16 protein-coding genes and 1 pseudogene are annotated in these 25,647 nt (G+C 33.1%); 9 read left to right on the forward strand and 8 right to left on the reverse strand.

The window, feature by feature from the left end; translation table 11 throughout:
* Nucleotides 1-14 precede the first annotated feature (14 nt).
* The 3 genes from KBP50_RS19440 to KBP50_RS19450 all read right to left on the reverse strand — a co-directional run bounded on the left by KBP50_RS19440 (nt 15) and on the right by KBP50_RS19450 (nt 7,108).
* Entirely contained in the window at nt 15-1,442 is a 1,428-nt protein-coding gene (locus KBP50_RS19440) for a glycosyltransferase (protein WP_413788352.1), read from the reverse strand.
* A gap of 169 nt (nt 1,443-1,611) precedes the next feature.
* On the reverse strand, nt 1,612-3,717 hold the full coding sequence (locus KBP50_RS22565) for a CDP-glycerol glycerophosphotransferase family protein (protein ID WP_050351037.1): 2,106 nt from the start codon (nt 3,715-3,717) through the stop codon (nt 1,612-1,614).
* A 733-nt stretch (nt 3,718-4,450) separates the two neighbouring features.
* Nucleotides 4,451-7,108 (reverse strand): peptidoglycan recognition protein family protein, encoded by a 2,658-nt coding sequence (locus tag KBP50_RS19450; RefSeq protein ID WP_210967607.1) that lies wholly within the window; start codon nt 7,106-7,108, stop codon nt 4,451-4,453.
* 187 nt (nt 7,109-7,295) lie between these two features.
* On the opposite strand from KBP50_RS19450, the pseudogene KBP50_RS19455 reads away from it, so the two are divergent.
* Nucleotides 7,296-7,647 (forward strand): annotated as a pseudogene (locus KBP50_RS19455) (transposase); the annotation flags it as partial.
* A 676-nt stretch (nt 7,648-8,323) separates the two neighbouring features.
* On the opposite strand, the gene KBP50_RS19460 reads toward KBP50_RS19455, so the two are convergent.
* Both KBP50_RS19460 and galU read right to left on the reverse strand, forming a co-directional pair.
* On the reverse strand, nt 8,324-11,455 hold the full coding sequence (locus tag KBP50_RS19460) for an N-acetylglucosaminidase (protein ID WP_244969440.1): 3,132 nt from the start codon (nt 11,453-11,455) through the stop codon (nt 8,324-8,326).
* Between the two features lie 903 nt (nt 11,456-12,358).
* On the reverse strand, nt 12,359-13,258 hold the full coding sequence (gene galU / locus KBP50_RS19465; protein WP_050351032.1) for a UTP--glucose-1-phosphate uridylyltransferase GalU: 900 nt from the start codon (nt 13,256-13,258) through the stop codon (nt 12,359-12,361).
* Between the two features lie 1,139 nt (nt 13,259-14,397).
* Between galU and tagD the strand changes: the two genes are divergently transcribed.
* From tagD to csaB, 8 genes are all read left to right on the forward strand, one after another.
* Nucleotides 14,398-14,796 (forward strand): glycerol-3-phosphate cytidylyltransferase, encoded by a 399-nt coding sequence (tagD, locus tag KBP50_RS19470; RefSeq protein ID WP_050351031.1) that lies wholly within the window; start codon nt 14,398-14,400, stop codon nt 14,794-14,796.
* Nucleotides 14,789-15,970 (forward strand): CDP-glycerol glycerophosphotransferase family protein, encoded by a 1,182-nt coding sequence (locus KBP50_RS19475; protein WP_050351030.1) that lies wholly within the window; start codon nt 14,789-14,791, stop codon nt 15,968-15,970. The genes tagD and KBP50_RS19475 overlap by 8 nt, the downstream gene beginning before the upstream one ends.
* A gap of 223 nt (nt 15,971-16,193) precedes the next feature.
* Nucleotides 16,194-17,084: an S-layer homology domain-containing protein gene (locus KBP50_RS19480; protein WP_050351029.1), complete on the forward strand. Its 891-nt coding sequence runs from the start codon at nt 16,194-16,196 to the stop codon at nt 17,082-17,084.
* 14 nt (nt 17,085-17,098) lie between these two features.
* Complete coding sequence (locus tag KBP50_RS19485; RefSeq protein ID WP_175609411.1) at nt 17,099-18,265, forward strand: SH3 domain-containing protein; 1,167 nt, start codon at nt 17,099-17,101, stop codon at nt 18,263-18,265.
* A 44-nt stretch (nt 18,266-18,309) separates the two neighbouring features.
* A complete protein-coding gene (locus KBP50_RS19490) occupies nt 18,310-19,047 on the forward strand; it encodes a WecB/TagA/CpsF family glycosyltransferase (RefSeq protein ID WP_050351027.1) in 738 nt (245 codons plus the stop codon).
* Nucleotides 19,040-20,608: a putative polysaccharide biosynthesis protein gene (locus tag KBP50_RS19495; protein WP_050351026.1), complete on the forward strand. Its 1,569-nt coding sequence runs from the start codon at nt 19,040-19,042 to the stop codon at nt 20,606-20,608. The genes KBP50_RS19490 and KBP50_RS19495 overlap by 8 nt, the downstream gene beginning before the upstream one ends.
* Entirely contained in the window at nt 20,605-22,467 is a 1,863-nt protein-coding gene (locus KBP50_RS19500) for a DUF5693 family protein (RefSeq protein ID WP_050351025.1), read from the forward strand. The genes KBP50_RS19495 and KBP50_RS19500 overlap by 4 nt, the downstream gene beginning before the upstream one ends.
* Nucleotides 22,467-23,567, forward strand: coding sequence for a polysaccharide pyruvyl transferase CsaB (gene csaB / locus KBP50_RS19505; RefSeq protein ID WP_050351024.1), 1,101 nt, complete (start codon nt 22,467-22,469; stop codon nt 23,565-23,567). The genes KBP50_RS19500 and csaB overlap by 1 nt, the downstream gene beginning before the upstream one ends.
* On the opposite strand, the gene KBP50_RS19510 is transcribed toward csaB, so the two are convergent.
* From KBP50_RS19510 to KBP50_RS19520, 3 genes are read right to left on the reverse strand one after another with little or no spacing between them, the layout of a single operon-like run.
* The gene (locus KBP50_RS19510) at nt 23,564-24,931 is read right to left on the reverse strand and encodes an ArnT family glycosyltransferase (protein ID WP_050351023.1); all 1,368 of its coding nucleotides are present in this window, start codon (nt 24,929-24,931) and stop codon (nt 23,564-23,566) included. The two genes, csaB and KBP50_RS19510, sit on opposite strands and share 4 nt — an antisense overlap.
* A 3-nt stretch (nt 24,932-24,934) precedes the next feature.
* The gene (locus KBP50_RS19515) at nt 24,935-25,276 is read right to left on the reverse strand and encodes an EamA family transporter (RefSeq protein WP_050351022.1); all 342 of its coding nucleotides are present in this window, start codon (nt 25,274-25,276) and stop codon (nt 24,935-24,937) included.
* The gene (locus KBP50_RS19520; protein WP_050351021.1) at nt 25,273-25,644 is read right to left on the reverse strand and encodes a DUF2304 domain-containing protein; all 372 of its coding nucleotides are present in this window, start codon (nt 25,642-25,644) and stop codon (nt 25,273-25,275) included. Before KBP50_RS19520 ends, KBP50_RS19515 begins: the two co-directional genes overlap by 4 nt.
* Nucleotides 25,645-25,647: the final 3 nt, after the last annotated feature.

Raw genomic sequence — 25,647 nt, forward strand, 5'->3', positions numbered from 1 at the left:
ATCTGATTTTTTACTCACTTCCTTAATATTTCTTTCCAACTTTTTACAAAATGCTTTTGTGTAAATTTCTCATCTAATTTCGCCACTTTCTTTCTTTTTGGGGGAGAATCAAGTAAAGTAACCATAGCATTTTTTAAACCGTTTATATCTCCATTCTCAACTAAAATTCCATTATTATCATTAATAATTTCGGATGGGCCCCAGGTAATATCATAACTAACTACCGGACATCCATGAAAAATGCTCTCTAAAACAGTCAGACCAAACCCTTCTAGTTTACTAGTCATTAGAAATAATGAGGATGATTCATATATCTTTTGTGGATTTTTTGTAAAACCTTTAAATTTTACGGAATCCTGAATTCCTAACTCAGCTACTAATCTCTTCAAGGATTCTTCCTCTTCACCTTCTCCATATATTTCAAGTTTTATATTAGGTCTATCTTTTAATACACTATTGAATGCTTTAATCGCATGATCAATTCGTTTTAATTCCACTAATCTTGAAACAACGCAAATTTTATTGCGATCAATCATCTTTTCATTAATATTAACTTTACCACTAATACAATGAGGGATTACATATATTCTATTTGCAAGATGGGGATATTTTTTAATAATATTTTCCCTTTGACCATTTGTTAATGAAATAATAACATCTTGATCTTCCGATATGTTTTCAAAAAGGTATCTAAAGCTGTTTTTCGTTTCAGAATCTAAATTATTAGGTTTAGACAAATGCGGTCCATGCATTTGAAAAATTCTTTTTATATTCTTGTTTACATTTAATAATGGTCTATCTAAATGTCTTACATCGTTGATAACTGTATCTCCATCTACTAAAAAGCCCTCGAACCAATATTTTATAAGTTCTTTTTCGTTTAAAAATACTTCAGAGCTATTATCTTTCTTAAATAGTATAATTCGATCTAATTTCAAAGTTTCATTAGTATATATATATTCCTTAGTTAAATAAGCATTAAATTTCCTATCAACAAAAACATCTCTAATAACATTATCTTTAGTTTTATCTTTAAAATATCTAATCCTATGGAGATTACCATTTTTATCTATATATATCCTCTTAGCCGGATGGGAATGTTGATTTGAATATACTTCAATGTGACCCATTCGATTTGTTTTAGTATTGTATGAAGTATGAAGTATCGGTACACCATTCTTATAAAATACCGTTTTATGCTCATTTCCTTTTTTAGGTACAGCAAAATATTGATCTCCAAGCTCTTTGTGAAGGTATTCTCGGTAATTATTTCTAATATTCACACTGTCATCCCATCTTAAATCATTGTACATATTTAAGAAGTCAGTATTCTCATTAACAACTGCCTTGTTACGATATTGTTTATATACGTATTCATAATCAGGGTTATAATTAGTAGTTATTAAAGTAATATCATCTATACCACAGCCATTTTCTGTCAAGATCCTACTTCTTTGGAGTAAAGATCTAGTTCTTCCACCATAAGTTAGGGGTAAAGAGGTTGTCATTATATACAGTCCTTTTTTGGATTTAAACATAAAATTATCCTTTCTTTCTTTATTTATTTTTGTATTCTTACTAACAAAACAGTTTTATTTAGGAGTTAAGACATTAGTAAAAAAAATTTTTTACTACTCGTTCAGTAGCTTTTCCGTCTTCTAAATAGCAAAACTTCTTATAAAATTCTCGAAAGTTAGCAGATGGAACAAAACCAACCTTGTTTATTTTGTTTATCTCTTCCAATATTCCATCAGTAGACTTCACTAAAGGGCCTGGGGCTTTTTTTTCAAAATCGAAATAAAAACCTCTTAGATTATCCCTGTAGTCCTCAATATCGTATACATAAAAGATCATTGGTCTTTTTAAATTTGCATAATCAAAAAACACTGAAGAATAATCAGTAATTAATATATCCGATACTAAATACAATTCTCTAATATCTTCATATTTAGATAAGTCGTATATAAAGCCTTCATATCCTCTTAAATCCAAGTTTTCTGCAACGAGATAATGTAATCTTAAAATAATAATATAGTCATTCTGCAATTCTTTTCTTAATTTATCTATATCCATTTTCAGATTAAATTTATATTTACCTTTTTCGTAAAACTGATTATCTCTCCATGTTGGCGCGTATAAAATCACTTTTTTGTGTGTTGGAATCTTTATTTTTTTCTTTATTTCTGTTATATTCTCTTTATTATTTGATTTAACCAAAACATCATTCCTAGGATAACCCGATTCAATCATAGTCCCTTTAAAGCCAAATGCTCTCTTAAAGATTTGAGTAGAATAGTTATTAGGTGATACTAAATAGTCCCATTTACTAGCCTCTTTTAAAAAATTTTTCTTATATTTCTTGGTGTTAGTACCTGGCATTTGTACTTGTTCCATATCTGCGGCCAACTTTTTTAAAGGAGTTCCATGCCAGGTTTGGACATAAATTGTATGAGATGGTTTTGGTAACCATAATGGTAGTCTACTATTACTGATCCAATAATTTGCTCTAGCCATAAGAAATAACCACTTTATTGAAAACCTTCTAACAGCTCTTATTTCCCTATCTTTAAAATAATTAATATGCCTTCTGTCAAAACTCCAATACATTCGATCATTCAAATTATTTTCTAGCATATATTCATATATAGCTCTTGGACTATCACTATACTGTTTCCCTAAAAAACTCTCAAATACAATTAAATTTTTCCTTACTGGTAGTTTTCCTAGTATTTTAAAGGCTACTTTATATAGTTTTTTCAATTTATTTCCCCTTCGAACTTTCAACCATTTATATCTGACTTTTTCTATAATCACTTTTTTTAAATTGAAGTGGAGAATTTGAACTGTGAAAGCTTTAGACTTTTTACTCTGTCTTACATAAATTTTATACTTTTTATACTTATTAAAAATAATTGAACTTAATTTTTCATAGCTAAAACATGTTAATTTTATTCTGGATTCATATTCTTCAAGCAAACCATCAGCTTTTTTAAAACAAACTTTTAAAAAAAATCTTAGTCTCTTATTATCGGTTAAATAACTTTTTAAATTTAGTTTACCTTTAAACCCAAACATTATATTCTCATCCAAATGTTGATCCGGTAGTAAGTCCCCTCGCTGAAACAATTCTATAGGAACTTCTGTCTCTTTATTCGTCAAACTGTCAACCACCCAAAGCGTAACCTTGTTAACTTTATATTGGTTATTTCTATAAAAAGGAGGAAAATTAAAATAGCCATAAAAAATTATATTTTTTTTCGATATCTTAACTGATTCAACCTCTGATATCATTGCGTAATCATTTACTTTGAAAGATAAACCTCCTTGATTTGTAACATAAGGATAGAACATTTTCTCTTGAGTAGGTACTGTAGTAGAAAGAAAATGAATATTGTAACAATCACTTTTAATTCTAATATGTTTGGCTTCTATTTCACTATTTTCCTGAACTATATACATATCCCAAATGTTCTTTTTAAATAATTTATTTTTTAAAGTGTTAAAGGGAATAGTGACCTTATATATACGATAACATTCTGTAGAATTTAGGTAGTTAAAGTTTAAATCTATCGCCTCTTGTTTATCACGTGATTTTAAAACTACAGAACTTTTCTCTAATGACTTCGTATACTGTTCTTTTATTGGTATCTGAATTGTATAGTCATTATTTTCAAGTTTAATATTTTTAATTTTATTTGAAACAAAATTTGACTTCATATTAAAATATATTTCTCCTTTCTTGCATGGAACAATATAAATGAACAGCTAAAATCATGGCTGTTTTTTTATAAAAATGCCAAAACTATGGTACCCGTAAAATTAAGCACGAGCTAAAGAACAAGGAATGATTGCCAAGACGACGTATTAAAAAATTATGAAAGAGAATGACTTAGTATCAACGTATACAGGGGCTAAGTTTAGGACGATTAATGAAGCATTAGACATATTTCTGATCCAATGGTCATTATGTAGGAAAAGATGCCCTTATAAAGCCAGCAGAAGCAACTTTCAAAATTATTAAAACAGAATATAAATGGCACCTCGCTTTGAGTCTTTAAGTAATTAAACAAATGTAGTATATATTTAACAACTTGACGCCAAAGATCAAGCGGACAAAAGAAACTTAGCTTGTCAATGAGGTTAGCATATCTGCCTCTCCGCGTAAAGTTCTCTATTAGTTTGTTAAATACTACAGTTTTGTTTCAGCTTACTTGATCCTGATCTTTCTGTCCAGTTAAGTGTAGCCTATTCAATTCTATCATAGAGATATTAAGGGTTAAAGATTAACAAGTATGTAGTGTACAACAGTCTGTTATTCAATATTAAAGAGAAAATACCTTTACGCTATGCAGAAAAACTTCGACTTTTCCTTTTTAGTTAAATCTTAATCAAGCAGACTAGAGATAGCCTTGATAATGAAAGAGAGCCGAATATCGGCTCTCTCTTACTTTTACTTAACATAACTTGAGTGAATAAACACTGTCTTTCCATCAAGTACCCCTCTATACCATGTGTTTTTACCTACAGCCTCTGTCTTATCTACTTTAAATTCCTTCATCTTCTTCGTGGAAAGACCATAAACTAAATCCCTTGGTCCTCCCCAAGCTTTACTATAAGCTTTTCCAGTCCCTTTCACGTAGAGGGTTTTATGTTTCTTATCTACTCCTTTGTGAGTATGTGTATTAATATCCTCTTCTTTTACCCAGCCTATAATTCCTTCTGTACTACTTGGTTTAGTACTGGTAAGATAATATAACTTATTTCCTAGCTTAGCTTGCTTTTTTATATAATACACTGTATTTAGGTAATCATTCGAACTAAAAACACTTGTCTCTATCCCAGGACGTTTATATATCTTAGCGCCTCTTTTTATATGTCCTAAGCGGCTAGTAGATTTTTCTTCTTTAGACATTACATAACTTGAGTGAATAAACACTGTCTTTCCATCAAGTACCCCTCTATACCATGTGTTTTTACCTACAGTCTCTGTCTTATCTACTTTAAATTCCTTCATCTTCTTCATGGAAAGATCATAAACTAAATCCCTTGGTCCTCCCCAGGCTTTACTATAAGCTTTTCCAGTCCCTTTCACGTAGAGGGTTTTATGTTTCTTATCTACTCCTTTGTGAGTATGTGTATTAATATCCTCTTCTTTTACCCAGCCTATAATTCCTTCTGTACTACTTGGTTTAGTACTGGTAAGATAATATAACTTATTTCCTAGCTTAGCTTGCTTTTTTATATAATACACTGTATTTAGGTAATCATTCGAACTAAAAACACTTGTCTCTATCCCAGGACGTTTATATATCTTAGCGCCTCTTTTTATATGTCCTAAGCGGCTAGTAGATTTTTCTTCTTTAGACATTACATAACTTGAGTGAATAAACACTGTCTTTCCATCAAGTACCCCTCTATACCATGTGTTTTTACCTACAGTCTCTGTCTTATCTACTTTAAATTCCTTCATCTTCTTCATGGAAAGATCATAAACTAAATCCCTTGGTCCTCCCCAGGCTTTACTATAAGCTTTTCCAGTCCCTTTCACGTAGAGGGTTTTATGTTTCTTATCTACTCCTTTGTGAGTATGTGTATTAATATCCTCTTCTTTTACCCAGCCTATAATTCCTTCTGTACTACTTGGTTTAGTACTGGTAAGATAATATAACTTATTTCCTAGCTTAGCTTGCTTTTTTATATAATACACTGTATTTAGGTAATCATTCGAACTAAAAACACTTGTCTCTATCCCAGGACGTTTATATATCTTAGCGCCTCTTTTTATATGTCCTAAGCGGCTAGTAGATTTTTCTTCTTTAGACATTACATAACTTGAGTGAATAAACACTGTCTTTCCATCAAGTACCCCTCTATACCATGTGTTTTTACCTACAGTCTCTGTCTTATCTACTTTAAATTCCTTCATCTTCTTCGTGGAAAGATCATAAACTAAATCCCTTGGTCCTCCCCAGGCTTTACTATAAGCTTTTCCAGTCCCTTTCACGTAGAGGGTTTTATGTTTCTTATCTACTCCTTTGTGATTATGGGCGTTTACACTATTAGATTCAACCCACCCAATTGTACCAGTCTTACTACTTGGATTATTACTAAGTAAATAATAATTGGTACCGCCAACTTTGGCTTCAGCCTTCACATAAAAAGCTTTATTTAAATTTTTTGAACCTGCTTTTGAATATTTATTAAGATTTGTTGGAGTCCTATAGATTTTAACTTGGGCAGACTTAATATGAGCAAGCTTACTAGTATTTGCTTTTTTACTATTTACTATAGCATCATGTTTTTGTCTTATCAAACTCACAAATTGGTTCCAATTATATCCATATCTCGCAAAGTAACCATGAGGATCTACGTGTGTAGTACCCCCTAAATGATTGCTCACAGCTTTATGTGACCATAATGACCCTTTACCAGTTTCTTCAGCACTTGTTACTCCTAAATTATAATCATATAGGATATTAGCAATATAACTAGCGTAATTGTTAATTGACCTTGCAAATTGATCGAAATTACCAGTCCTGACTAACTCTACATGAACAAACCGTTCATTAGCATATCTACCTCCACCCCAAGCACCATAATCTAAAGGATGAATTTGAATTACTCTTTCATGATCTACAAAAGCATGGACAAAGGCATTTTCATGATTTCGTGTAATATAGGAAATTTCTCCAAAAATTGTAGAATTATCGTTAGCTGTTTCATGAGCAACTACACCTTCAACAGCACCGTAACCATTCCTGTAATTAAACTTTTCAAACATACTCTTATGTTCAGATTGTACACTTGGAGACTTCATATTTTTGATATATGTATTAACATCAGGAAAAATGGACCTCATTAAAAAAGAATGGTTTCTATCTATTTTCTCTGGATGTGGGTGCTCAGACTCTTCCACATTTCCATCTCTCCAACCCTTTGGCACATACTGAAGTTCTTTTTCTGATAGTTCGCTTATATCTTCCCCATAAACTTTTGTACCTTTTTTAATTCCTAATTCGTTGTATTCTTCAATTTTTTCTTCTGCCTGTAGTACCGAAGGAGAAAAAATCAGCAAAAAAATGAAGAAAATTGTAAATCCCTTTTTCAAAATACCCCTCCTTGTATAATATATTGCGCGACAATCTTAGCTTATAAGTTTAATCCTTGATTATTACGCAGTGAGTTTACTTATAATTTATTAAAGATACTCAAAAAAACAAAATAGGTGAATAGCGGAGGATAGGGGAAGCTCCATTTCACTACTGTCATTTTTTAATAGACTTTCAGACCTGCCCGGAGGACTCTATGCAGCTGGCTTAATTGCCGAAATAGGCGATATCAAGCGTTTCAAGGACCACCATGCCTTAGCCAAATATGCAGGGCTCGTATGGAATCAATATCAATCAGGGGAATATGTAGCAGATGAAACCAGGGACCAAATATTTACGTTATTATTTGGTTCAAGCTGCAGACTCCATTCACCGATGTGACAGTGAATATAAAGTTCTATCAAAAGGAATACAATGAAGCAAACAAGCACCAACATAAAAGAGCACTCGTCTTAACCGCAAGAAAACTAGTACGATTGGTTTTTCGCTACTCAAAACCAATCAATTATATACTGCACCTGAAAGGAGAGAGCATTAAGCATCATTCACCTTTCATTCGTTGATATTCTCACACCCATTTTTTTGGAAATGTTATGAGACTTCTTTGGTATACCCTTTTACGATACAAAGCTAAAATAATTTCCAATTTGTGATGATTTTACTCTTGACTATTTACCACTGTGCTTAAATGATTTTTAAGAGAGAATAATGGTAAACTAAAAGCTCTATGGAACATTTAACTTTGGAAATTGGATATATCTACTAAAAAAATATATACCTCAGATATTTAGCTTTCACAGGATCAAAAAATACTTCTTAGTAAAAATTATAGTCTCTTTATCTTATTAAGAGGTCTAAAGTGAAACTTCATTAAGTAGGTGTTTTCTTCCATCCCCCTACTTAATGTTAGTACCACAAGGGTATAACCCTAAGACCTTGAATCGGGTATTTAGGTGTCGTTTTCTCCACTTAGGGCTTTTAAATTGGTAGTTTTACGGCACTTTACATGCGGGATAAGAGAAGGGCACCTTGACGGGTAGTGGAATTAATTAAAATTACACTACCTACTAGTAAAGGTGCTTTCTATTATGATAGAAAATAAAAAGGGCAACCGCTTGAAGAAATTTAACCTAGTATATAGCTACTTTTAAGTTCTTGCCAATTTAATTAATCTTTGAGACTAAAACTTAATTTTTACTTCAGACAGCAAATAATTATCTATATACTGGTATATCATACTTCAAAGTGTAAGAATCTAATTGTTGATAAAGATTATACATAGTGTTTACCTGTTTAGAAGCCCATCCAATATCTGATGCGTATTGGTGGTAAGCTTTACCTAAGCTATCCATTGCTAAAGGGTTCCATCTAATTGTATATAAAGTGTTTTGACCAGCGAAAATATATTTATCTGCTGCAAACTTTGCTCCCCCAACAATTGCTTTATATGGTGTTGTCCACCCCTCTTCATAAGCTCTTTTCGCACCACAGGTGATAGGACAAGAGTCAATCGCTCCAATACCGTACATATTGTAAACTTTTACACCTTTATATTGGACTCCTTTGGCTAAAGTGGACTTCCCATTTCCAGTTTCTAGTATTGTATGGGCTACTAAGTATAACTCATTTATTCCGTGCTTTGCCCCAGCATCAATAAATGCTTGTGCTTGATTTTCAAGGATCCCTTTGCCTTTTAAATGGTTATTAATTACTCTATATAACTGAGCAGCAGATGAACCCGTCGTCTTAGTTAAATCAACAAATTGAAATTTCTGCTTTTCATCATTTAAAAAATTGCTTGGATCAAGATAATATAAAACATCCTGCGCACTAGGGTTTACCCACATTACGGTATAATCTATTTTATACCATCCATTTTTTTCGCCTAAGATAGTAACCTTATCTCCCTTTTTTAATTGACCAACTACCCAAAAACTTGTCGAGGGGCCTCCTCGTACATTTAGGAGATTTGCACTAACTCTATTGGCTTTATCTATATACTGTTTAGAAACATAGGTGTCGTATCTTTTATCAGTTTTGGGGCCAGAGCTCATTTGGATTTTCAATGCTTCTAAAAGAGATAGGTTATAAACTGTCTTTTTCGATTCATTTAAATATGCTTGGTGAATGAAAACTTCTTTCCCGTTTAGGTCGCCTCGATACCACGTGTTGTTTCCTACCTTTTCTGTCTTATTCACTTTAAATATTTTTCCTTTTTGTCCTGCCAAATCGGCATACACTAAATCTTTAGGACCTCCCCATGCCTTGCTATAGGCACTGCCGGTTCCTTTTACATAAAGAAATTTATTTTTTTTATCAATACCTTTATGGATATGCGTCCTTAAATCTTTAGCTTTTAGCCAACCTATTATACCTCTAGTACTACTTGGCTCCGTACTTATTAGATAATAGAGTTGATCTCCCATTTTCGCCTGTTTCTTAATGTAATAGACTTTATTTAAGTACTTATCTGAACTAAAACTCGTTGCAGTATCTCCTATTGTTTTATAGATCTTGGTTCCTTTTTTTATATGACCTAAAAGGCTTGTATTCGATTCTTCAACTCCTGCTAGATAACTTGAATGAATGAAAACTTCTTTTCCATTTAGGTTGCCTCGATACCACGTGTTGTTTCCTACCTTTTCTGTCTTATTCACTTTAAATATTTTTCCTTTTTGTCCTGCCAAATCGGCATACACTAAATCTTTAGGACCTCCCCATGCCTTGCTATAGGCACTGCCGGTTCCTTTTACATAAAGAAATTTATTTTTTTTATCAATACCTTTATGGATATGCGTCCTTAAATCTTTAGCTTTTAGCCAACCTATTATACCTCTAGTACTACTTGGCTCCGTACTTATTAGATAATAGAGTTGATCTCCCATTTTCGCCTGTTTCTTAATGTAATAGACTTTATTTAAGTACTTATCTGAACTAAAACTCGTTGCAGTATCTCCTATTGTTTTATAGATCTTGGTTCCTTTTTTTATATGACCTAAAAGGCTTGTATTCGATTCTTCAACTCCTGCTAGATAACTTGAATGAATGAAAACTTCTTTTCCATTTAGGTTGCCTCGATACCACGTGTTGTTTCCTACCTTTTCTGTCTTATTCACTTTAAATATTTTTCCTTTTTGTCCTGCCAAATCGGCATACACTAAATCTTTAGGACCTCCCCATGCCTTGCTATAGGCACTGCCGGTTCCTTTTACATAAAGAAATTTATTTTTTTTATCAATACCTTTATGGATATGCGTCCTTAAATCTTTAGCTTTTAGCCAACCTATTATACCTCTAGTATTACTTGGCTCCGTACTTATTAGATAATAGAGTTGATCTCCCATTTTCGCCTGTTTCTTAATGTAATAGACTTTATTTAAGTACTTATCTGAACTAAAACTCGTTGCAGTATCTCCTATTGTTTTATAGATCTTGGTTCCTTTTTTTATATGACCTAAAAGGCCTGTATTCGATTCTTCAACTCCTGCTAGATAACTTGAATGAATGAAAACTTCTTTTCCATTTAGGTTGCCTCGATACCACGTGTTGTTTCCTACCTTTTCTGTCTTATTCACTTTAAATATTTTTCCTTTTTGTCCTGCCAAATCGGCATACACTAAATCTTTAGGACCTCCCCAAGCCTTGCTATAGGCACTGCCGGTTCCTTTTAAATAAAGAAGTTTATTTTTTTTATCAATACCTTTATGGATATGCGTCCTTAAATCTTTAGCTTTTAGCCAACCTATTATACCTCTAGTACTACTTGGCTCCGTACTTATTAGATAATAGAGTTGATCTCCCATTTTCGCCTGTTTCTTAATGTAATAGACTTTATTTAAGTACTTATCTGAACTAAAACTCGTTGCAGTATCTCCTATTGTTTTATAGATCTTGGTTCCTTTTTTTATATGACCTAAAAGGCTTGTATTCGATTCATTTATCGTTTGAGAAGTAAGTGTTCTCGATTCGAGTACTTCTTCCTTCTTTATTTCATTGCCATTATCTTGGTTTTCCTGAACACCTTGCTCAGTATTCTTCTCTGTAGCTTTATCTTTGATACTAGAATTTGGTACACTTTCATTCTCTGCTTCTTTATCCTCAACCTCTAAATTATTCTCTGTACCGTAATTTGAGTGTCCTTCTGTATCCAAATTTGATTTGTTTTCAATCTTTGGTTTAGGGCTTTCATCTTTATTTATAGCTTCATCAGCTTCATTAGGAAAAACCTCTTCTTCTGAAAGTTGGTTATAATCGCCTCCCTTTTTATTTGAATCTGCCAATACAGTTAACGTAGAAAACAGCTGAACAATCAGCATAAAAACTACTAAAATAGCACTCTTTCTCATTTTAACCTCCTAATTAATATGAAAACTCTGTCATAATTAATATCGGTCGCAATTAGGAAAAATAAAAGGTAGTTTATTTAAAAACACTTATCGAAGGCATTTTAAAGGTTTTCATTTTAGAAAGGATGATAAATAAATAAGGTTCTCTGTCAAATTCAGGTTGAAAATCTCCACCATCTCTTTTAAACCCCACATGATATTTTTAACCTCTTGCTGCCATAATTTTTTCATTCGCTCAAAGCTTTTAATCCCAATTGAATTACGTTTTATGTGTTATCAACTCTCTCTCCATGTAACCATTTCTTGAATGGATACATAAACACGAATGTAAGATTCCTTTGCTATGTCCCCTTCACACGCTGAAATATTTCTAAATTCGAATTATTCATAGCTTCTATACAGGTTTCCCAGCCTAATTTGTACTATAGTTGAGCTACTCTCTTTAAATCATGTATCTAGCTTATTCTTTAATTCATATGCCTCTTCTAAGCGAGGATCTGTTGGAGGGAGCAGTTGCACCTTTTCCTTCTCATCCTCACCTAACTTATAAATGGATTTCCTACGCGTTTTTATACAGCCTGCTTAAAAGATTTCGATAAATCCATTTTATCTTTAATCCCATTAACTACAGTAAAATGATCTTGCGCTCTTTTCCCTCTCTATTACCTTTTGTCCAGCAACTCAAATTTATTAAAAGAGAGGGAAGAGTGTATTTTTTATCTAACTATCTTACCCTTTTTCCAATAAGGGCCACCACATTCAATATAGAACCATAAAATAATTTGTGCATATTATTGAAATCCATGTACATATATATTATCTAACTTAAAAAATATATGACCCGTTAATATAGTAAGAATAATAAACTATAATTTATACATTCGTAATTCGGCTCGATTTTTCCTATTTGCTAATTGTAGTAGTATGAGATATCAACTTTGTTTCTAATATTTCATGAAGAAATTTCAAAATGTCTAATTTTAATTCTTCATGCTGCAAAGCAAATTCTATTGTAGTTTTTACAAAACCTAATTTCTCCCCTACATCATATCTTTTGCCTTCAAAATCCAAAGCATAAACCGGTTGTGTTTTATTTAATTTTTGAATAGCATCAGTCAGCTGAACTTCTCCCCCAGCTCCTACTTCTTGGCTTTCTAAGTACTCAAAAATTTCAGGTGTCAATATATACCTACCCATAATTGCTAAATTTGAAGGTGCTTTATCGTTATCTGGCTTCTCAATTAACTCTTTTACCTGGTATAACATGCCTTCAGAAGATGTATAATCTACAATCCCATAACGATTTGTTTCATTTTTAGGAACTTGTTGAACTCCTAATATGGAGGAGTTTTTTTGCTCAAATTGGTTAATTAATTGTTTTAAACAGGGCTCCTTACTTTGTACTATGTCATCTCCTAGTAATACTGCAAAAGGCTCGTTTCCAACAAAGTGTCTAGCACACCATACAGCATGTCCTAGCCCTTTGGGATCCCTTTGTCGAATGTAGTGTATATTCGCTAATTTTGAGGAATATTGAACTTTTTCAAGTAAATCGAATTTTTCCTTATTTATTAAGTTTTGTTCTAATTCAGGGGCTCTATCAAAATGATCCTCAATTGCCCTCTTTCCTTTTCCAGTTACTATAATAATATCCTCTATACCTGAAGCAACAGCCTCTTCAATTATATATTGAATTGTTGGTTTATCGACAATAGGTAACATTTCCTTAGGCATAGCTTTGGTGGCAGGTAAAAACCTTGTCCCCAATCCTGCAGCAGGTATAATAGCCTTTTTTATTTTCATACTAAACTCTCCTCCATTTTAAAATGTATTTGATTTTATTTTAACATATATTGTTTTCTACAAAATCCAATAAATTATTTTACATTAAGATCATTATAAATTACAATCCTGAATGTCCAAAAATACGTTTTGAGTAAATGCAGGAATGGTCACAAAATTCCTTAATAAAGCCCCCTTAGAACAAAGTAGTCGTTTGTCCCTTAACATATACCTCTACTTCATGATCCGTTGCGTTAGGCATAGAAAATCCTAAGAGCGAGGGCAAGAGCGTCGTCTTGATCCACAGGATGTGAAAGTGAAACCTATGAAGGTTTTTATTTTCTAACCCGTGAAGAGAATGCGCCTACATATTTCGAAACTAAGGCCAAGGATGGCGGATTTTTAGCATTATCCCCTAGTGTTCAAACAGGACTATTAATTCAGCCTTATAAAACAGCGTTATGAAGAAACTTTTCACATTGGAATTTTCTCTTTTCGTTTGACATAGTTTATTTTATGTTAAATGCTTTAGAGGATTCTGCTGGCGAAATGAAATCTAAGCCACTTGCCGGCGTATAGCAGTTCGGATGGGTCGCAGTAAAAAAACAGATGTTTTTCCAGCTTTTATTGACGGAACGTTTACACATCTAAAATTAATTTAATGGATTCGGTTTGTTTAGAATAGTATGTACCTTACATTAGTTTAATCAGATGAGCTATCTCATCCTTCCTAACATTTTTATATAGACGGATAGCAATTGTTACCATGGTGCTATTCGAACGTCTATATGATATAATGTTTGGTGGTGAAACTTGCCATTTCGATCTAGGAATACGAAGGTTTTAGTTTACCGTAATCTTTTAAAGGCGCGACCATAAAAGAATTTGTGAGAATTTGCAGAATGGACTTCTTTTCGTTCACATAGTTAAACACTAATTGGCAGCTTTTTTAAAGTGCCGCGAAAACCCTTCTTTAATGTCTAGCTCTTGTGCTAGTGCTCCGATTAATTCAGTAATAAGATGATTCATGGGGAAATACATAGGTTTCCAATGCTTGATATCTATTATATAATAAAGTTTAAGTTTATTGTTAAGAAATTGTAAACGCAAAGTAAATGAAATATAGTATAATATAATCAACACTATTCGGAGGTTTTAACATGAAAAAAGTAATCACTTACGGTACATTTGATTTACTACACATGGGGCATATAAATTTACTGCGTCGTGCAAAGGAGTATGGGGATTATTTAATAGTGGCAATTTCTGCAGATGAGTTCAATGCTCTAAAGGGGAAAAAAGCTTATTATACATTTGAACAAAGAAAAGCAATTCTTGAGGCTATTAGATACGTAGATGAAGTTATACCTGAGTATACATGGGAGCAAAAGATAGAAGATGTTAAAAAACACGATATTGATGTTTTTGTGATGGGAGATGACTGGGAAGGTAAATTTGACTTTTTAAAAGATTACTGCAAGGTCATTTACTTACCAAGAACAGTAGGTATTTCCACAACAAAAATCAAAACAGACCTAAACATGGCGAATAATGGTTAAAGAAATTGCAATAAGTATATATCTTTTTGTATTTCGTATACTCTTTAATTTCTTTAAACTGTTTACATTAAAAACGAAAACAGTCTGTGTTGCAACGTTCGGCGATAATATATTTTATACCACTAAAGCATTATCCAAGTTATCTGATGAAGAAGTGGTTATTCTAAAAAGTAGCTCGTGTAAATATCTATTTCATAATTTAAAAGCAACCATTATTCCGTTTACTTTAAAGCACCCAATTGCTTATATTAAATCAATCTACCATCTTGCCACTGCAAAAACTATTTTAATAGACAATTATTATGGTTTTTTGGCAGCTACATCATTCAAGCAAGGCGTAACTTGTATTCAACTTTGGCATGCTGGCGGAGCTATCAAACAGTTTGGGTTAAAAGATCCAACCAATAAATTTAGATCAAAGAAAGCGAATGAACGTTTTCAACAAGTTTATAACACTTTTCATTATACCGTTGTTGGTTCAGAACGAATGGCGGAAACATTTAAAGAAAGCTTTGGACTGACAGATGATCGTATTCTTCGTAAAGGAATTCCACGATCAGATGTATTGTTTGACCATTCAATGAAGGAAAGTATCTATAATCAAATGGTCGAGATACACCCTATAATAAATAATAAACAGATTATATTATATGCTCCAACATTCCGAAACAATCAACTATCTCATTATCAATTGCAATTAGATATCGGAAAGCTATATCAAGAACTGTCAGAGGATTATGTACTACTAATCAAACCACACCCTGCAGTTACGTATGATATTAGTGAGGCTTATCAAGATTTTGTATACGATGTATCGGAGTTCTATGATACAAATCAACTATTATTGATTACAGACATATTGATTACAGATTACTCTTCCATTCCATTTGAATACGCACTGCTCGAAAAGCCGATGATCTTTTATGCATACGATATGGAAGAATACCGTCTCACAAGTGGCTTAATTGATGATTATGAACAGCAAATGCCGGGGCCAGTAGTAGCTTCAACAGAAGCTATTATTCTTACAATTAAAGAAAATAAATTTAACTACGGTAAAATCAAAGAGTTTGCAAAACAATGGAACGAATATTCAAACGGTAAATCTAGTATGAATTTGGCAAAGTATTTAACAGATACAGAATTAAAGGAAAGAGAAAAAGCTATTATTTAGCATCCCGGACAGTTATAAGGGATGTTTTTTTATTGCTCGTTGATCTTATAATTAGAATATCATACTTTTACACCAGGTACTGTTAAGTTTACGTAAAAAATATTAATTATCTGTAAATACTACTGAAATTCAAGTTAAAATATACTAGTATTGTGTTGTTACAGCATTTAGACTTCTAGTTTAACTAACTGATTGCTCATTTATAAAGGAGCTTTAACAACACATGAAAAAAATATTTCGTCATTTATTCTTAGTATTTATTGTATTCGTACTTGTACTACCTCAATCTGCTTATGCTCAATCAGATATTCACGGACACTATTTTGAAAAAAGTATGCTATCACTTATTGAAAGAGGAATAATGAATGGATATACAGATGGAACATATCGACCAGATCGTCCCATTACTCGAGCTGAATTTACTGTATTTTTAGTGCGAGCGTTAAATTTATCTCCTAGTTCAACCAATCAGTCGTTTTCTGATGTGAAAGAAAACGCTTGGTATTATTCTGCAATTACCACCGCTACTAGCAATAAAATTATTGGCGGTTACCCAAATAATGTTTTTAGACCGAACAAGCATATTTCTCGCCAAGAAATAGCTGCTATGATGAAACGGGCATTAGATTTAAAAGGCGTACAAGCGGAAAAAGCTCCTCTTCCATTCTATGATAAGAACAAAATAAACCCGATGTTTTATGGTGCTGTACAAGAAATGGTCGACTTAAAAATAATTGGCGGTAAAAAAAATAGTCAGGGATTATATTTTGCCCCATTAGATAGAACGACACGCGGAGAAATGTCTGCTATGTTAAATAGAATGTTAAAGCTAATCGATGAACCTAAAATAAACGTTAGCCACACTAACTATAACTACTCATTTAAAGATATGATAGACATACAAGTAACAAAAACTCCAAAAGTGGATGGTGCTGGTAAATATATTGCTAGTCGATCACTTGTAGAGTATTATGCAAATCCTAATAATTTTTCCAAAGAATCTAGTGATTATTTACAGTTTCTTAAGCTATCAGAAAATGCAAGTTTGAATTCAAAGGAAATTTATCTGGTCAGGCAAATTCTTTTATTCAAGCAGGGAATAAATATGGTGTAAACGAAGTGTATTTAATGGCTCACGCACTTCATGAAACCGGAAACGGAACATCAAAACTTGCAACTGGTGTACCAGTAGATAAGTATGGAGATATCGTCCATAAAAATAAAGCTAGCCATATCGTATACAACATGTATGGATATGGAGCAGTAGATAATAACCCACTTCAAGGTGGAGCAAAATATGCTTTTAATCGACGGTGGTTTACTCCAGCTGCAGCGATTATAGGTGGAGCTAGAGATATCGCTAATAATTACATAAATAGCGGACAAGATACACTATATAAAATGAGGTGGAATCCTAATAGCCCAGGATACCCCCAGTACGCTACACATGTACAATGGGCCGTCTTGCAAACAAAGAGAATTCATGAGATTTACAGCTTATTAGACTACTATATCTTAAAATTTGATGTTCCTACCTTTAAACAACAACCAAACGCTTCACCTTTACCTACTGGTGACAAAGCTTATCATGTTGATCCTAAATATAAAGGTAAAACAGCCAAAACAACAGCAAGTGTAAATCTTAGAACTGGTCCAACAACCTCATTTAATATTATTAGGACTTTAGGAAAAAATATAACCGTTACTATTATTGGTGACAATGGCGGGTGGTATAAAATCAAAGTGAATGAGATAATAGGTTGGATTTCAGGAAATTACTTACAAAAAGAAAATGCCCGAATCCGTGTTTCGGATAAGTTCACTGCTCCACCTTCTGATGACCAATATATCCCAAACAAATCAGATGATATGCAAGATCTACTCGCGATAACCACTAGCGATGGGGTTCGTTTAAGAAAAGAGCCATCAACTGAAAATTCTGATAACATCATTAAACAATTAGCAAGCGACATCTATGTTTACATATTAGATGAAAATCCAAACTGGTACTTTGTTTCAGATAAACAAGATAAAGGTTGGATTTCCAAGGATTACGTTGCTTTTCACAACCTTTTTCAAGTAACAAGTATGGAATCGAATTTAAACGTAAGAACAGAGCCTAATTTAGATGGAGAAATTATTGGTAAACTACAAGCACATAATTATATAAGAGCAGCTATCAATAACTCAGGAGAATTGATCATAAAAGGAAACTGGATTAAAATTTATTTTAAAAATGGGTATGGTTGGATTAACCTTGCATACATTCAAAAGCAAGATAGTCTCATCGAATAGGGCAAATAATGCTTTACCCCATTTAAAGGAGTTTTGAGAAAAACATGAAGCACGTTACAATAATGGGAATTCCCTTTCTTCATACTAACCAACAATCTTTTGTTGATTTATTAGACCAGCGAATTCAGCGAGGTGAGAAAACTTTTGTTATTACAGCAAATCCCGAGGTTGTTATGAAAGCAAGAAAAGACACTCAATTTATGCAACATGTACAACGTGCTACATATGTGGTAGCTGATGGGATTGGGGTTGTAAAAGCAGCTTCATTGTTAAAACAACCTTTGCCAGAACGCGTTACTGGTTTTGACACGATGATCCATTTATTAGAAATAGCAAATAAAAAACATTATCGTATATTCTTACTCGGTGCGCAAAATGATACGTTGCAAAAAACTGTGAAAAAAATTGAACAACAATACCCCAACATAAAAATCGTCGGGGCACAAGATGGATATTTCAACTGGGAATCGAACGAAGTAGCAGATTCGATTGCAAAACTACAGCCTGATATTACGTTTGTTGCACTAGGGTGTCCGAGACAAGAAAATTGGATAGCTAACAACCTGTCTAAATTCAACCAAGGTGTATTTATAGGTGTCGGTGGTTCGTTTGACGGTATAGCTGGAACAGTTAAGCGGGCTCCAGTTATTTTTCAAAAATTAAATTTAGAATGGTTTTATCGATTATTAAAGCAGCCGAGTAGATGGAAAAGAATGCTTGCGTTACCAGAATTTGCTATCCTTATAATGAAACAGAAGCTAAAGGGAAAAACCCATGAGTAGCTCCAGCTTTGTCAAAAGTACATTATTATTAACCACTGCTACGTTATTATCTAAGATATTAGGAAGTATATTTCGTATCCCACTACAAAATATAGCAGGTGATCATGTATTAGGAATCTTCAGTCTGGTATATCCTGTATATATGGTGGCGCTAACGCTATCAGTAGCAGGTATTCCTATTGCCATTTCAAAGCTTATTGCAGATGCTCGTGCCCAAAACCAATTTAGTCAAATAAAGGAAATATACGTAACTGCAAGCATTCTTGCCTTTCTTTTTGGACTTAGCAGTTTTCTGGTTATTTACGGTTTTTCCTCAACTATTGCAGAAATTTTAGGGGGACAGTCCACAAGACTTGCTTTAATTATCGTAGCTGCGACTCTATTAATCGCACCGTATATGGCTGTTTATAGAGGTTACTTCCAAGGATTTGAAGATATGAAACCGACAGCTATCTCTCAGGTGATGGAACAGTTTGTCCGTGTTGGGTTAATCTTACTTATTGCGTACTACCTTGTGCAGCAAAAATTTTCAGATGAAGTTGTGGCAGGTGGTGTCATGATTGGCTCTGTAGTAGGCGCATTTATATCACTTGTCTACTTAAAAGCAAAATATATTCGTTCTTCATTCAAGCAAACACTATCTAGAAAATACACGTTCCATAGCTTTACTTCACGGAGTAAACATATTTTAAAACTATCTATACCAATAGCTATAGGAACAATTACTATGGCTTTAATTAATTTTATCGACTCCATTACGATACCATATGGTTTAAGAAATATTGGAACTTCAGAAACAAATATTAATTATCTCTACGGAATTTATGGACGTGGACTTTCTGTTGTACAAATGGCAACTGTTTTTTCAACATCGGTTGTTTTACCATTAATACCTCTGATTACATCCAAGCTATCAGAAGGAGATACAACCCAAGTCCGAGCAATAACAGAAAAAACATATCGAGTTACACATATTCTTTCTTGGCCAGCAGCTGCAGGCTTACTGGCACTAACTTTACCTATGAACTTAGCTTTATTTACTGACTTAGAAGGAAATTGGATACTGGCTATTATTGGATGTAGTTCTGTATTTACCTCATTAACTATTTTAAGCACTGGAATTCTACAAGGATTGAACTTAGCCAAACAAGCTGCAATGATTGTAGTTATTGGTGTTTTTATTAAAGCTGCAACAAATATTTATTTAATCCAACTTCTTGGTTTAGCTGGGGCAGCCGTATCAACATTAGTGGTATATATCATTTTATTTATCATTAACACTTGGTATATTTATAAACACCAACCATTTAGGCTCATGAAAAAAATGATTGTAAAAATTAATCTTGCTTCTCTATTTATGGCAGTGGTTATTGGAGCACCAACGTTATTTATATCCGTTGCTGACTGGACAAGAATCCAAGCATTAGTTTATCTAACTATAGCTATTGTAGTTGGAGTAGGGATATATATTGCACTATTACTTTTAATGAAAGTAATTAATGTGTTTGAAATATTACAATATACTCCATATAGACAACAGAAAGGAAGAGCCAATAAATGATTAAACTGAGATGGTTTTGGGTTGCCTTGCTAATTTTAGTAGCAATTACCATTCCTGGGATTATGGACCGATGGGAAAAGGAAACAAATAACAATACATACGAAATTGTTGTTCCTTATCATGAAATTGAACAACTTGCTACCGAAACGGAAAATTTAAATACAGACGATATACTGGCCACTTTAAAAAAAGCCGGATTGAATACTGTTAGTATAAACCAAATATCATTAAAATGGATGGAAGAACATAAACTTATTTCTATCTATAGTGAACAAGAGCTAAGGAAGGCTCTACTATTCAGCAAAAACGCTTCGAAAATTAACACAGCTGAAGAAGGGTATTACATTACTCAACCAGAAGAAGCAAATTACAAACAGCTAATTGAGCAAAACCTGCAACCATCAACCACTACAATTGGCGATCAGACATTTTACTTCATTAAAAAAAAGCCAGGTTTATTATCAACAAACTTTGCTTTTAATAAAGAAACCATTGAACAAGTAAAAGCAAATGGCTTGGACTATATCTTTCGAATCGGCAACGAAGATCAACCATTCAATCAAAGTACAGTTAGTCAGCTCATTGAAATGAAGAAGTCAGGGTCAAATAAAATACTATTTTCAGGTCAGGAACTTATTGGCTACCCTAACATGACAAAGGTAGAGAATTGGACAAATTCACTTACAAAAAATGGCTTCCAGTTTTATTTTATAGAATTTAACCTCCAAAAAGGTTTACAGACAGTTGCTCGTAATACAGATTACAATATCATCAGATTGCACAGTCTACATTTAGACAATAAGAGTTTGCCCGAAAATGTTGATCAAGCAGTAAGAGCTGTGAAAGAACGTAATATACGGTCAATCTTCTTTCACTTACAAACGGGTAAACCTGAAGATAGTTTAAAAAATGCAACTGCATTTGTGGAAAGCGTCCATGATAAATTAGCAAGTGATTATACGCAAGGAACACCGACACCGTTCTCTGAAATAAAAACTCCTACTTGGTTGCAGATACTTTTATTTGCTGCAGGCATTCTATTTACTGGATTAGGCTCTACTTTGTTGAAGAATAACAAATGGATCTTTATTTCAACTATCTTTATGTCAATTTTAGCGCTGGCTTACTTATTAACCCAAAAACTCTTTTTATTACAAGGTTTTGCATTAATGATAGCTATTTTAGCGCCAATCTGTGCGATGTTATCTACAATGCGAAGCACAAATAATAACATTAGGGATATCACAGTCCAATATTTTAAAGCGCTCGGAATAACTTTTATTGGAATAATGATTGTTATTGGCTTGTTAAATGGAAATCCATTTATCACTGGGTTTGAAGTATTTAGAGGAGTCAAGCTCGTTTATGTAATTCCAATCATATTCGTCGCCGTTTTTTTACTCTGGAGAGAAGCTTTAAAATTATTAAATGTTCCGGTAAAATACTGGCATCTAATTATTTTCCTTATCATTAGTGCAATTGGTATTTACTATATTACACGTACTGGTAATAATGCAACTGTAAGTGGTATAGAGTTAATTTTACGCAGCGCACTAGAAGATTTGCTATATGTACGGCCTAGAACAAAAGAGTTTCTAATTGGCTTTCCATTTTTCCTATTAGCAATTTATGTCATTGGTAGTAATCGATTAATAGGAAAACTATTGCTTATTCCTGGAACCATTGGATTTTTATCCGTGATGAATACATTTACCCATCTTCATATTCCGTTACACATATCATTATTACGAACGGTTTATAGTATAGCCTTTGGATATCTTATTGGTCTTTTGCTTATTTTCTTATATAAAAAATGCGCACCGATTGTCACTAAATACATGATAAAGGGGTGGCGATAATGCGTATTGTACTGTCTGGCTATTATGGTTTTGACAATGTAGGTGATGAAGCCATACTATTTGCTATTATTGAGCAACTACGAATGATTGATCCTCAGGTCGAAATTAATGTATTATCCAATAACCCTGAGAAGACAAAAAAAACGTATCATGTTAATGCCGTACATCGGAGAAAATTTTGGCAAGTTATTGAAGCACTAAAGAATACGGATGGTTTAATAAGTGGTGGTGGAAGCTTGTTACAAGACAAAACTGGTATGCTTACTATTCCTTATTACGCAGGGATTATAAAGATGGCTAAATTCTTTCGTAAACCCGTTTTTGTTTACGCCCAGGGAATGGGGCCGATCAAATCGGCTTTAAATAAATGGATTGTTAAGCACGCTTTAAATCAAGTTGAACAAATTACGGTACGAGATAAAGCTTCCCGGCAACTGCTGAGTGAAATTGGCATCAAACAAGAAATTTCCATTGTTCCAGATCCAGTAGTAGGATTAGATGCCAGTTCCTATACCCATCAATGGACTATAACTCAGACTTTCAACCAAAAGTTCGTAACAATAAGTGTAAGAGACTGGTCTACGGATCATCCATTTACTAAAGAAATCGCATTATGTTTAGATCGAGTTGTTCAAAATGGATATGCAGTTGTTTTTGTTCCCATGCATGGTGAACAGGATGAACGTAAATCAAAAGAAACAGCAAGCCTAATGAATGAGCAAAGCTATATTTCACCAGTTGATGATTCCCTACAATCGAAGATAGCTCTTATAGGAGAATCTAAACTGCTTATTGGTATGCGTCTCCATTCGCTCATATTTTCAGCAATCAATTATACACCATTCATAGCTATCTCATATGACCCCAAAATAGATGCTTTTGCTTCACTTGTTAATCAACCGCTAGCTGGTCATGTCGAAAAAAGTGATTGGGATCATGAGCGTTTATATCAATTAGTTTGTACATCCCTTGTAAACGAGGAGTTTATTAGGGAAGAATTAAAAGAAAAAATGACAATATATCAGCACTTAGCCCAACAAACACCAGAACTAGCTCTTAGCACATTTCATAAACAAATAAAATGCGAACAAAGCTATTAAGCTTTGTTCGCATTTGTATATAACTTGTTTTTTTGATTTCTGATTATATGTACTACCTTTGTCACTATTGTTATAATAGCATACCCATTTAATACACACATAATGGGTATAATAAAAAAACCGTAACGAGGAATAGTTAAAAACAAATTGGATAATCCGATATACATGATTAAGACTGCTGTTACTGCAATTGCCTCTTTTTTACGTGAAAACAGTGATATAATCGCTGTAATAAACGCAAGATTTACTAAATAATGATGCATTGTCTTTATAAGTCCAGCAAAGCTATACGAGTTATAATAATAAATGGCATCTGGGATTTTAAATAGTTCATAGGTTTTACCAATTGTAAACCAAGAAAACCAAAGACCAAAATTATTTTCAAATCCCTCTTTTATTTTCATAATGGCATACTCCTTACTCTCCATTCCCAATTCCCGCTGTTCTTTCCAATAGTCGGAAAAATCATATATATTAAATGGATTACTTCCAGCAAACCAACTATTACCTGAATGCGTAGATAATAGAATGAATTCATTAAACATAATAAAGTTTCTAATTACCCATGGAGCAATGACGATAGCAGCCCCAATTGCCCAAATACTAGTTATTAAAAGCCACATTTTTAAATGCTGACGATATTTTATGAACAAAACAACAAATGCAATTAAAACCAATGGGGCAATTACAGGCCGAATCATCACTCCATAACAAAAGACAACAGCAAAGAAAAAATGAATGAGTTTCTTGTTAGACTCCAATGCTAGTAAAAATAAATAAATCGCTAAGCAAAAAAAGAATATACCAGGTATCTCGGTTAATGCAGTTCTAAAATAATGAAGTGGAGTGAAGTAAGTCGCATAAAATCCAGAAGCAACAAGACCTATCCACTTGTTTTTAAAAATTTTTGTTCCAATTAAATAAATAAGTGCAATGGTTGCTATGTTTAACAACATGTTGAAGATTTTTACCATTGTCATTTGCTCTATGTTAAATAAATTGGCTAACTGAAAAAGTAACACTAATATCATAGGGTGACCAGGTGTAACAAATGCATTACTTTCTTTATCTGTATTGTAACCATAAATACCATCTTCAATAATCTGATTAGCCATTTGTGTATACAAATAAGCATCTCTACTTCCATACTTCCAAGTATGTTCTTTTAGCATTGCAATACGTTCGCTAATTTCTCCATCATCTAGTTGTGCTTGAATTTTCTGATCGCTTGGTTTAATGAAATTTTCACCAGGATGTTTAATAAAAAAAACAATATGTAAAATTAGGCTAAATATCAAAATAATCCCAAGTAAGTATATAGGTGCCCGTTTAAATAATTTTTGTAAAATAGTTAAATGCTCCATAGATTACCTCGCAATTAAATATACTCCAATCACAATAATTACCGCTCCCGTCCATTGCGTAGGGGTAACGATTTCTTTAAAAATAAAATACCCAATTACTACTCCGATCACATACGCTAAGCTCTGAAAAGGATATGCAATACTAAATGGCATCCTTGAAAGAATATAGAGCCATAAGCCTGTTGCAAACACATAGATAATGCCACCTCCAATAATATAAGGAGACTTCACAACTTGTAAAATACTATCCAGATTAATTGCCCCTATTTGAACCATGCCCGCTTTCCAAAGCATCTGCCCGCTTACTAATAATAATATATTGATAACTAACAATATGTAATTCATGCGTTTTCTTTCCTCTGTTTACTTGTTTTATTTAAATGTTTTTGGTAGTCCTGCTTTAATAAAGAAAGCTCCTGGGTTAATAGAATGACTTTGTTATTTAATTTGGATATTCGTTTCGTTAGATCAAAAATCATAATTATCGTACATAGTAAGCCAAATAAGAAAAGTAAACTAGGTGCATAGACAATGCCTAAGAACTTTGCTAGAAAGTTTAATAAACCCGGAGACAGACTTAATACCCCTAAAACAATACATGTAAAAATCCAAATAAGGGAGTCTTTCGTTTCAAAAATACCTCTCCTCACCGCTTCAATCACTATTACAAAAAAAATACATACGATAATGAAGCTAAATATGGTAATATCCATCAA

It is taken from the genome of Virgibacillus pantothenticus (assembly GCF_018075365.1).
GTDB lineage: Bacteria > Bacillota > Bacilli > Bacillales > Amphibacillaceae > Virgibacillus > Virgibacillus pantothenticus.